This window comes from Coleofasciculus sp. (assembly GCF_046539235.1).
GTDB lineage: Bacteria > Cyanobacteriota > Cyanobacteriia > Cyanobacteriales > Coleofasciculaceae > Coleofasciculus.
This window is the reverse complement of the sequence record NZ_JBKHHI010000525.1, coordinates 1-3952: the sequence shown is the minus strand read 5'-3', so window position 1 is coordinate 3952 and position 3952 is coordinate 1. Positions and strand designations below refer to the sequence as shown.

The 3952-nt window shown below is 47.6% G+C and carries 5 protein-coding genes; 3 read left to right on the top strand and 2 right to left on the bottom strand.

Annotated elements, in window-relative coordinates:
• Nucleotides 1–222: protein NinF (locus ACLFWI_RS27980; protein ID WP_446415655.1), on the bottom strand; the 222-nt coding region annotated here is incomplete at its 3' end.
• A gap of 80 nt (nucleotides 223–302) precedes the next feature.
• Nucleotides 303–527: a hypothetical protein gene (locus ACLFWI_RS27975; RefSeq protein WP_446415654.1), complete on the bottom strand. Its 225-nt coding sequence runs from the start codon at nucleotides 525–527 to the stop codon at nucleotides 303–305.
• A gap of 158 nt (nucleotides 528–685) precedes the next feature.
• Between ACLFWI_RS27975 and ACLFWI_RS27970 the strand changes: the two genes are divergently transcribed.
• The 3 genes from ACLFWI_RS27970 to ACLFWI_RS27960 all read left to right on the top strand — a co-directional run bounded on the left by ACLFWI_RS27970 (nucleotide 686) and on the right by ACLFWI_RS27960 (nucleotide 3675).
• Nucleotides 686–1195 carry a diguanylate cyclase gene (locus ACLFWI_RS27970; protein WP_446415653.1) on the top strand — a complete coding sequence of 170 codons (510 nt, stop codon included), beginning with the start codon at nucleotides 686–688 and terminating at the stop codon, nucleotides 1193–1195.
• Nucleotides 1196–1459: 264 nt separating this feature from the next.
• Nucleotides 1460–1771, top strand: coding sequence for a hypothetical protein (locus ACLFWI_RS27965; RefSeq protein ID WP_446370958.1), 312 nt, complete (start codon nucleotides 1460–1462; stop codon nucleotides 1769–1771).
• A gap of 176 nt (nucleotides 1772–1947) precedes the next feature.
• Nucleotides 1948–3675, top strand: a complete 1728-nt coding sequence (locus tag ACLFWI_RS27960; protein WP_446415652.1) for a succinate dehydrogenase/fumarate reductase flavoprotein subunit — start codon at nucleotides 1948–1950, stop codon at nucleotides 3673–3675.
• Nucleotides 3676–3952: the final 277 nt, after the last annotated feature.

The window sequence follows — 3952 nt, the reverse complement described above, 5'->3', positions numbered from 1 at the left end:
GAAGGAACGATAGCGCCAAATTGAATTCGGACCTGACTGAATCGTCTCACGGGTGACGTGGCGGCGCAGGGCGTCGTAGTCATACGTGACTTCCAACGGACCAAAGCAGAACTCGCAAACGTGGATGGGTTGGAGTTCATATTCAGCACCACACTCTTTACAGGTGAGGTTTTTGAATGTAGCAGAGGTGCTGGATGTATGGGGGATGGTTGCCTGGGTCATGATGTGATTTCTCTCTATCCGTCAACGTTTTGCTGATAGTAGCACAGCTCAAAACTACCGTCAAATATACCCGACTTTTTTTATCGGGTTTGAATTTGGCTGGGCGGAGGGGGATATAGGGAAGATGCGATCGCCTTACCCTGAGTGCAAGATGAATCCGGCGGTGTCGAAAATGGCATCGCTACCTTAGAAACGGGGCGGGTGCGAGTTAAGTTAGGGGTTTGAGCCGGGGCGTTATCGGTTGTCTTAATTCTTGGGGAGAAATAATAAGTTATAAGTAATACTGTAGGGGCGGGTTTAGCCACTCAAACAAGCTTGTTACCAACAACTGAGCAACAAAACCAGTCCTTATTCATAAGTCATAAAGATGTTTTCACCTTTCATCTAAACTGGCTATATATTTCATGTCAATGCAGTGTGGTCATTCAGAACAACAAACTTATAACTTTATCACTTCTATAGTATGGATACTCTAACCAAGCTGGCTAATCGCCGTTATTTTGACCAACAACTTGAACAAGAGTGGCATCATTTAAATGTCGAACAGTCTCCTCTATCCTTGATTTTGTGTGATATTGATTGTTTCAAAACCTACAACAAAATCTATGGAATAGCAGCGGGAGATGAGTGTTTGCGACGCATTGCCGATTGCCTACGTAGTTGTGTCAAGCGGACAACAGATGTCGTGGCGCGTTATGGGGGAGAAGAATTTGCGATTCTTTTACCGCATACTAATGCTATGGGAGCTTTTGAAGTAGCAGAAAAGATGCGAGAGAAAATCAAATCCCAAGGCATTGAATTTAAACCGCCTGACAGGTTCAATTTACCCGCGCCTGTTGTAACCGTTAGTTTAGGTGTGTCAAGTCTGGTTGACCCCCATACTGACATTGATGCCTTGATTATGGCGGCAAATCAAGCCCTTTATCTATCGAAACAGCAAGGACGCGATCGCGTTACTCTGAGTTCAGTATAAGTGGTTATCGAGCGAGAAGCCAGCTACGTCCTTTGTAAGGGTTTGAGGTATATTTACAGAACTTAATAGAGTTCGGTCTATTTCCACCAACCTACTTGGAACCAGAAGCTGTTCTTGAATGCCCTGTACCCTGTTCCCTAACCAGGGACGAATGACACACATTGTAAACAGATGTTACGAACAATTTAAAATATGTTGAGAAATGTGCCAAACCTCAAATACGGTCTTATCCTTGGAACTTAAAGAAATGTGTCGAGGTTGATGATGGAACAATTTAACAAATATCGCTTGATCTGCACCCTGAGTTTTGGCGATATCTATGGACAAGTCATTGTGTGGTTAATCGTCATTTTCATAAGTCTTGCCTCTGCACTAGCGCTGTGGAGTGCCGATCGCCAAATTTATGCGTTGGCAACGGTGGGATTAGTCTTGGTCTTGTCTTTGCCCTTTTTACTTTTTGCCTTTGTGACCACATTGCTGAATCATATTGAAATATTAGCGATGGATGAGCAGGAAACAACGGCTGCCGATCGCAGCAGTCGCGGTGCATCCCAACCGGCTCAGGCAACTAGCTAGTACCAGAAGGCTCTAAGTCAGACTAACTTTTCACGGGATGTGGTGTCTCTGTAGGGGCGGGTTTCACCACTATCTTTTCGGTTGCAACCGGATGTAACTAAACCCGCCCCGACTTTCGGTAGGGAATTTTAGTAATCAGTCAAGATAGATAACAGCAGAAATTCAATCGAGTTGAGATGCGAGAACACGATGTCATTATTGTCGGCGGTGGTTTAGCCGGGTGTCGGGCGGCGTTGGAAATTAAACGCACTGATCCGAAGCTGAATGTGGCACTGGTTGCCAAAACCCATCCGATTCGTTCCCACTCCGTTGCTGCCCAAGGGGGAATGGCGGCGACGCTGAAAAATGTGGATGCTGAGGATACCTGGGAAGCCCACGCCTTTGATACGGTTAAGGGTTCGGATTATCTGGCGGATCAAGATGCGGTGGAAATCCTCACCCGCGAAGCCCCCGATGTGGTGATTGATTTAGAACATCTGGGGGTACTCTTTTCCCGCTTACCCGATGGTCGCATTGCCCAACGTGCCTTTGGGGGTCATTCCCATCGCCGTACCTGCTATGCTGCCGATAAAACGGGTCATGCGATTCTGCATGAACTGGTAAGTAATCTCCGCAAGAATGACGTGACGGTGTACGAAGAATGGTACGTCATGCGGCTAATTTTGGAAGATGGGCAGGCAAAAGGGGTGGTGATGTTCAACATCATGACAACTCACCTGCAAGTGGTACGGGCAAAGGCGGTGATGTTTGCCACAGGGGGCTATGGACGGGTGTTTAATACCACCTCCAATGATTTTGCCTCGACGGGGGATGGCTTAGGCATGTCCGCGTTGGCGGGAGTACCGTTGGAGGATATGGAGTTTGTCCAATTTCATCCAACCGGGTTGTATCCGGTGGGTGTGTTAATTTCCGAAGCAGTACGGGGTGAAGGGGCATATCTAATTAATAGCGAAGGCGATCGCTTCATGGCAAATTATGCCCCGAGTAAAATGGAACTCGCCCCACGAGATATTACCTCACGCGCGATCGCATTGGAAATTCGTGCCGGTCGAGGGGTTCATCCGGATGGCAATCCTGGCGGTCCTTGTGTCTATCTGGATTTGCGACATCTGGGTAAGGAAAAGATCATGAGTCGGATTCCCTTCTGTTGGGAAGAAGCCCACCGACTTGTTGGGGTTGATGCGGTATACGAACCGATGCCCGTGCGTCCTACCGCTCATTATTCCATGGGGGGAATTCCCGTCAATACCGATGGACAGGTGCGAAGTGGACCCGATGGATTGGTTGACGGATTTTTTGCGGCTGGAGAATCCGCTTGTGTCTCGGTTCACGGTGCTAATCGCTTGGGGAGTAATTCCCTGCTAGAGTGCGTGGTTTACGGCAAACGAACGGGGGCTGCGATCGCGCAATATATTCAAAACCGCAAATTACCGGACATTGATGAACAAGTCTATCTCAATGCTGCCCAGAATAAGATTAATGCATTGCTGGGTCAATCCGGAAGCCTACGCATCGATAAACTACGTCAAAACTTCCAAGACTGCATGACTCAATACTGCGGCGTCTTCCGCACCGAGGCATTAATGCAGGAAGGATTGCATCAACTGCAACAGTTGAAACAGCAGTACCAAAATATCTATTTAGATGACAAAGGAAGCTGCTGGAACACGGAATTAATCGAGGCGTTAGAACTGCGGAATCTCATGGTAGTTGGCGAAATCATTCTCACCTCTGCCTTGAATCGCCAAGAAAGTCGCGGTGCCCATTCTCGTGAGGATTATCCCCAACGGGATGATACCAACTTTTTGAAGCATACCTTGGCGTACTATTCCTCAGCCGGAATTGATTTGCAGTATAAATCGGTGGCGATGACCCGATTTGAACCCCAAGAACGCAAGTATTAAGCAATTCTTGCTCCCCTCTCCTCATTCTCCCCTTACTAAGGAGGAAACGTTCCCTCCCCTTGATCAGGGGAGGGTTAGGGAGAGGTTGTGTCAAACTATTGCGTTCTGGCAAGAGCTTAAATTGACACCAATGAAGGCTTGCGCCTCTCAAAACCGTAAAATCTCTTCCACCATTTTAGCGATGCCACGCCAGTAGTAGCGTGACGCTTACAACTTACTCGAGTCGAGTTAAAAATTGAGGGGTTTTCTACTCCATCCACACCCGTACCTGAACCCT

What these genes read in the sequence shown, in the direction of transcription:
- ACLFWI_RS27970 (WP_446415653.1), top strand. Translation starts at nt 686, where the DNA reads ATGGATACTCTAACCAAGCTGGCTAATCGCCGTTATTTTGACCAACAA.
- ACLFWI_RS27965 (WP_446370958.1), top strand. Translation starts at nt 1,460, where the DNA reads ATGGAACAATTTAACAAATATCGCTTGATCTGCACCCTGAGTTTTGGC.
- ACLFWI_RS27960 (WP_446415652.1), top strand. Translation starts at nt 1,948, where the DNA reads ATGCGAGAACACGATGTCATTATTGTCGGCGGTGGTTTAGCCGGGTGT.